Raw genomic sequence first — 4,111 nt, forward strand, 5'->3', positions numbered from 1 at the left:
CGGATGGATGACGAACATCGCCCACCAGTGGAATGATGCACTTTATTCCGAGACGGACAGAATTATTGCGTAGTAGGTCGAGGCGGGGCCCCTTCCGATCAATGGCATACACCGCACCCTGATCTCCCGTCAATTCAGCCAGGTGGGTAGCTTTTCCACCCGGTGCTGCACAAGCGTCAAGAATGACGTCCCCGGGCCGGGGTGAGAGAACAAGCGGAATCAATTGGGCCGCTTCATCCTCAACGTAGAACAACCCCTCAACAAAGCCAGGCAGGTCTGGAACCGGCCCACTGTCTTGAATGACGATTCCGACTGGACTGACGGCAGTGGTTTGCGCGGCAATCCCGGCTTGATGGAGCCGTGCCAAGAAATCTTCTCTCGTTGTTTTCAACCGATTCACGCGAACAGTGAGAGGAGGAATACCGCAAGTCTGTTCACAGGCCTGCTCAGCTTTCTCCAAGCCGAGTCGCTCAAACCAACGACGGCTGAGCCATTCGGGAACGGAGCAACGGACTGCGAGAGCTTTGGGAGGTTCCGAAGGCCACGGCGGCGCTGACTCGCGGATCAGGGATCGGAGGACCGCATTCACGAAGCCGCTCCAATCTCGTCCCATTACTCGGCTGTAGGCTTTGGCAAGATTGACTGACTCGTTCACCGCAGCAGACTGCGGGATGCGCTCCAGATACAAAATCTGGTAGGCCCCAACCCGCAGGAGCATTTGAACGAGAATCGGCAAGCGGTGCACCGGCTTATCGAGCACGAATCCAAGCCGCCAATCGATCGTACCCTGCCGACGCAACACGCCATAGGCCAGTTCCATGGCCAACGAACGATCCCTGCTGTCTAATGCAGACGACGAACCGGCGCGATCGAGGAGGACATCGACTCCTTCCTCTGATGTGACAGACTCCACCAAGACCGATAGGGCAACGGATCTGGCTGACTGAGGTAGAGAAGCAAGCCGGCGGTTGCGAGGCATGGGCATGTAGAAGTGGGCTATGAAGAACTAGGTGGCCGGTTGCGCGCCCAGTTCCTGACCGATCTCGACAGAATGGCCGGCCAAGTACTGCGCCACCGTCATCCGACGACTATTCGCCGGCTGAATTTCCTGCAGGGTGAGAGAACCTTCTCCCGTCGATACGGTGATCGCGTCCTTTGCGACGGCAACGATGCATCCTGGCGTTTCACGAGACTGTTCTGCCGAGGACACAGCTTTCGAGATCGTCCATCGATCGGAACCAAAGAACGTATAGGCTCCGGGCCAGGGAGTCAATCCGCGGATCCGATTGGCAATTGACAGGGCTGGCAATGCCCAGTCGATCACCCCATCTTCCTTCTTCAGCAGAGGAGCCATTGTCGCCTTCGCGTGGTCTTGAGGACGGGGAACTACGCTCCCTGCTTTCAACTGCGCAATCGTCTGGACCAACAAACGACCGCCCAGTTCGGCAAGTTTGGGGGACAGACTGCCGGCCGTATCGTTCGGTTCGATCGGAATCGCTTCTTGCAGCAGCATAGCGCCGGTATCCATGCCTTCGTCCATCAGCATCGTCGTAATACCGGTCTCCGTTTCGCCGTTGATGATGGCCCATTGGATCGGGCCTGCTCCGCGATATTTCGGCAGCAGCGAGCCATGCACATTGATGCAGCCGTGAGGCGGAAGGGAAAGGATCGCCGGAGGAAGGATGCGACCGAATGCAGCCACGGCAATTAAATCCGGTCTCCAAGCCGTGAGTGCGGCAAGGAACTCCGGATCTTTCATTTTGGTCGGTTGCAGGATGGGAATGGACTCGCGCAGTGCCACTTGCTTGACTGGCGATAAGGCCATGACCTGACCGCGGCCCTTCGGACGATCTGGCTGCGTGACGATGCCGACTACTTCGTCGCCGGATTTCAAAAGAGCTTCGAGAGATGGAACCGCAAAATCAGGCGTTCCCATGAATACGATTCGCATGACATGGCTTTAGCATTCATGCGGAACGAAAGCAACGGCAGAGCTGAACCTCGTTTGACTTGGCAATCAACGCTTTGTTAACATCCGCGCGCGGGGTGGAGCAGCCTGGTAGCTCGTTGGGCTCATAACCCAAAGGTCGAAGGTTCAAATCCTTCCCCCGCAACCAACAATATTTAAACTCCTCCCTACCACAAGATTGAACAACTCTTCATAACCCCCGATTAGCTCAGCTTCGAAATCGCTCTAACCTATCTGGCGCAGGGCTATCTCGGTGGTGCCCGATCTGCGTGTCCGCCTCCATTTCCCTCTGTCTTTAAACTGGAAGTCCTATGATACCCGGCATGAAGCGACGGTGAAAATTCAATCCTGTCGAAATGAGGAAAAATCTGGCGATGCTTAAGAAAGTACGGTATGGCTGGATGTGACCGTCCATGTCATGAACGAAAGTAATTCGCATGTCTCGAACCGCTGACGGCAGGTAGTGTTTATGCTGGTACAAATTGCGTGGTATTTGATCGTCCCCCTCTTTACGATTACGACCGTCTGGCACCCGTACGGACCAGAACGCTTTCAAGCGCATGTCGAGAATAAAATGTTCGGTCCCTATACATGGGAAGAATGCCAATCGGAAAAGGAATATCTCGACCGGCGCGGGCTTCAAATGCATGAATGCGAACTGCTTCCGATTCCGCAAACTGCAACACGGATTGAAATCGGAGACCTACCCTAAAGGAAGGAGACGGCTTGATAGGGAATCCGCACGACGATGCACCATTTCGCAGAGAGGTTGTTTTGACTCGCTAAAATCGGGGCCATGCAGCCGACTTACATTAGGTGATGGAACTAAGACCATAGAATCTTCTGAAGGATTAGCGAACAAACAAACCGCGAGTTAAACTTTTCTCACATCCGGGCGGCTTCCCCGGCTCTCTTACTTCAGCGCGATGCGCAAGGGGATTGAAAATGCCGCTAAAATCGAGCCCCCGCAACCAACCAATCCTCATTTCCCTTTAAGGCTGTGGAAATATTTCTCAGGTACTACCTCCAAACGGGACATAATGTGTCCACGAGACCGGGGCTAACACTACGTATTCACCACAGTAGACAAAAATTGTAACTTTTTATATCTTGCCTCGCCTTTGCTAGAGCCTATTCTCAATAAACGTATTTGGAGGAACAAACATGAAGTACCTTGCCGTTGCAGCATTCACGGTAATCTTGGCAATACCTGGTTTCGTTCACGCCATGGGATTCAATCCATTTAAGAGTGGCTCAGATAATCCACCACCACCTTCTCCGTCTCGCTTAAATAGCGTCGTTACGCCGCAGTCGGAAAACGGTAAGACTGTTCCTATACCAGGAACTGCATTGGCATTCGGACTGGGGTTTCTTGGACTTGCTACGTGGCAAAGGTATCGGCGTCCATAAGCGTCACGTCGTACATTCGAGTGATTCCTGTCAGCAGCTGAGAATCATCTGAACTATCACAGCATACTTTTTGGCGTGCTACCTTCGTTCAAAGAAAGTGGCACCTCAAATCCTTCTGCCGCAACCATACAATTTTCATATTCCCTCTCTCTAATCCACTCTTACACATAAGAATTTTGAGCGCGGAACGGGGCAGCTACTAACCGGAAGAGTGGTAGTCCACGGTTCCCACGGTTTTAGATGAAAGATCTGTGTTCGGGTTATGAGGAGGCCGCTTCAGGGGATAATACTTGGGCTTTTCTTCGATCGATGGCTTCACGCACGAAGGCCCAGAAGATGCCAATGAGCAGACTGAGCATACCTGCAATAATGAGGTTTAGAGAAATCTTCGGCCGGCTTTTCTTCTCCGCCGGAACTGCCGGATCGAGCACTTGAACCGTCGGAGTGTCTCGAGCTTCCGTCAGTTTGGCCTGTTCGTACTGAGACACCAAAAGCGCATAGAGTGTTTCTTGCACCTTCAGATCGCGCATCAGACGTCCATACTCTAATGCGAGAGCCGGCACACTCGTGATGGCAGGATGCAACCGATCACCTCCCGGGCGTTCCTTTCCGCCCGTTCCTGACTCCATGATACGAAGCTGTTTCTTCAGCTCGCTGATACTCGAGCGGACTCGCGCCACTTCAGGATTGTCGGCAGAGAGGTAGGAACCCATGACCTGTAGCTGCACTTCC

Annotated in this window: 4 protein-coding genes and 1 tRNA gene; 2 read left to right on the forward strand and 3 right to left on the reverse strand. The window is 53.5% G+C overall.

Annotated elements, in window-relative coordinates; genetic code table 11:
- A partial coding sequence (locus ACWVCN_RS07775; RefSeq protein ID WP_455244996.1) for a transcription antitermination factor NusB occupies positions 1–985 on the reverse strand: 985 nt, incomplete at its 3' end.
- 21 nt (positions 986–1,006) lie between these two features.
- On the reverse strand, positions 1,007–1,951 hold the full coding sequence (fmt, locus tag ACWVCN_RS07780) for a methionyl-tRNA formyltransferase (protein ID WP_455244997.1): 945 nt from the start codon (positions 1,949–1,951) through the stop codon (positions 1,007–1,009).
- An 89-nt stretch (positions 1,952–2,040) separates the two neighbouring features.
- On the opposite strand from fmt, the gene ACWVCN_RS07785 reads away from it, so the two are divergent.
- Together ACWVCN_RS07785 and ACWVCN_RS07790 are read left to right on the forward strand one after the other, a co-directional pair.
- Positions 2,041–2,117 (forward strand) — tRNA-Met (locus ACWVCN_RS07785).
- Between the two features lie 321 nt (positions 2,118–2,438).
- Entirely contained in the window at positions 2,439–2,681 is a 243-nt protein-coding gene (locus ACWVCN_RS07790; protein WP_455244998.1) for a hypothetical protein, read from the forward strand.
- A 958-nt stretch (positions 2,682–3,639) separates the two neighbouring features.
- Here ACWVCN_RS07790 and ACWVCN_RS07795 read toward each other — a convergent pair.
- Positions 3,640–4,111: GNVR domain-containing protein (locus tag ACWVCN_RS07795; protein ID WP_455244999.1), on the reverse strand; the 472-nt coding region annotated here is incomplete at its 5' end.

This window comes from Petrachloros mirabilis (assembly GCF_975968855.1).